Source organism: Streptomyces spongiae (assembly GCF_009377185.1).
In the GTDB taxonomy this organism is placed as follows: Bacteria; Actinomycetota; Actinomycetes; order Streptomycetales; family Streptomycetaceae; genus Streptomyces; species Streptomyces spongiae.
On sequence record NZ_VJZC01001053.1, the window covers coordinates 1 to 1,426 of the forward strand.

Annotated in this window: 1 protein-coding gene; it reads right to left on the reverse strand. The window is 67.7% G+C overall.

What is annotated here, in order from left to right; genetic code table 11:
- Positions 1–104: 104 nt before the first annotated feature.
- On the reverse strand, positions 105–1,349 hold the full coding sequence (locus FNH08_RS50055) for a sugar ABC transporter substrate-binding protein (RefSeq protein WP_152778667.1): 1,245 nt from the start codon (positions 1,347–1,349) through the stop codon (positions 105–107).
- Between the last annotated feature and the right edge of the window lie 77 nt (positions 1,350–1,426).

Below are 1,426 nucleotides of genomic sequence, written 5' to 3' on the forward strand. Positions count from 1 at the left end.
CCGCCGTGAAGCGGGCGGCGGTGGCCGCCGCCCCGTTCCGGACACGCACCGTCCGGCGGTCCGGCAACTGTGTCGTGTGCTTCATCGGCGGGCCGGAGTCCTGATCACTTGACGGCGGACTGTGCCGAGCCGAGCGCGTCCTTCGGCGACGCCGACCCGCTGAGGGCGGACTGGACCGCCTTCCACATCTGCTCGGAGATCTTCGGGTACTTGGTGCCCAGGTCGTCACTGGTGCGTCCCTTGGCCGCCTTGACCGCGTCCACCCAGGGCTTCAGCTTGGCGTCGGCCGCCACCTGCTTGTCCTGCACCTCGGTGGTGGGGGCCACGTAGGACAGCGTCGTGTCGGTTTCGAGCAGGTTCTCGCTGTTGGTCAGGCAGGACACGAGCTTCTGCGAAGTGGCGTAGCGGCCGGTGTCGCCCTGCACCGGGATGGTGACGAACTCACCTCCCGTCGGTGCCGCGGCGTCGCCTCCCGAGGCGCCCGGGACGGGGATGACCCCGTACTCGAAACCGGCCTTCTCGGCGTTGGCGAGCTGCCAGGTGCCGTTCTCGGCGAACGCGTAGTCACCGCTCGCGAACTCCTGCCAGCTGGTCGTCTGGGTGTTGTTGATCACCGAGTTGGGGGCGTACCCCTTGTCCAGCCACTTCTTCCACAGCGACAGCGCGGAGACCGCCTGGGAGGAGTCGAGTTCGGTCAGCTTCGCGCCGGAGCCCCAGAACCAGGGCAGGAACTGGAAGCTGCCCTCCTCCGTGCCGATCGCGGAGAAGGTGATGCCCTTCTTTCCCGCCTTCTTGACCTTCGCCATCGCCGCGGTCAGTGACTTCCAGTCCGTGACCGAGGAGATGTCCACCCCGGCCTTCTTCAGCACCGCCTTGTTGTAGTACAGGGCAAGGGTGTTCGCGCCGATCGGCGTGCCGTACGTCTTCCCGCCCGACTGGCCGGCCGCGAGGAGGTTCGGGCTGACCTTCGAGGTGTCCAGCTTGTTGTCCTCGGTCGTGGTGAGGACGCCGGCCTCGGCGAGGGTCGACACCACCGGGTTGTCGACGATGAGGACGTCGGCGGAGTTGTCCTGCTGCGCCGCCAGCAGCGCCTTGTTCGCCAGGTCACTGGTGTCGAACGCGGTCCGCTTGATCTTCACGCCGGCCTCGGTGCCACAGCCGTCCAGCAGCTTCGCCCACGCCGAGCCCTTCTCGAACTGCGGGTAGGGGTCCCAGATCGTGTACGTACCGCCGCCCTCGGCCTTCGTGGAGGTGTCGTCCGCGTCCGAGGAGCACGCGGTGGCACTGGCGGTGACGGCGACGACGGTCAGGACTGCGGCGGTGAGACGCCGTCTGGCAGATCTGTTCATTGCGTGTTCCTCATGGTTTTCGGCACAGGTGTGCCCTGGGATCGGCACAGGTGTGCCTTGGGAGGGGGACCGGGGGC

What these genes read in the sequence shown, in the direction of transcription:
- FNH08_RS50055 (WP_152778667.1), bottom strand. Translation starts at nt 1,349, where the DNA reads ATGAACAGATCTGCCAGACGGCGTCTCACCGCCGCAGTCCTGACCGTC.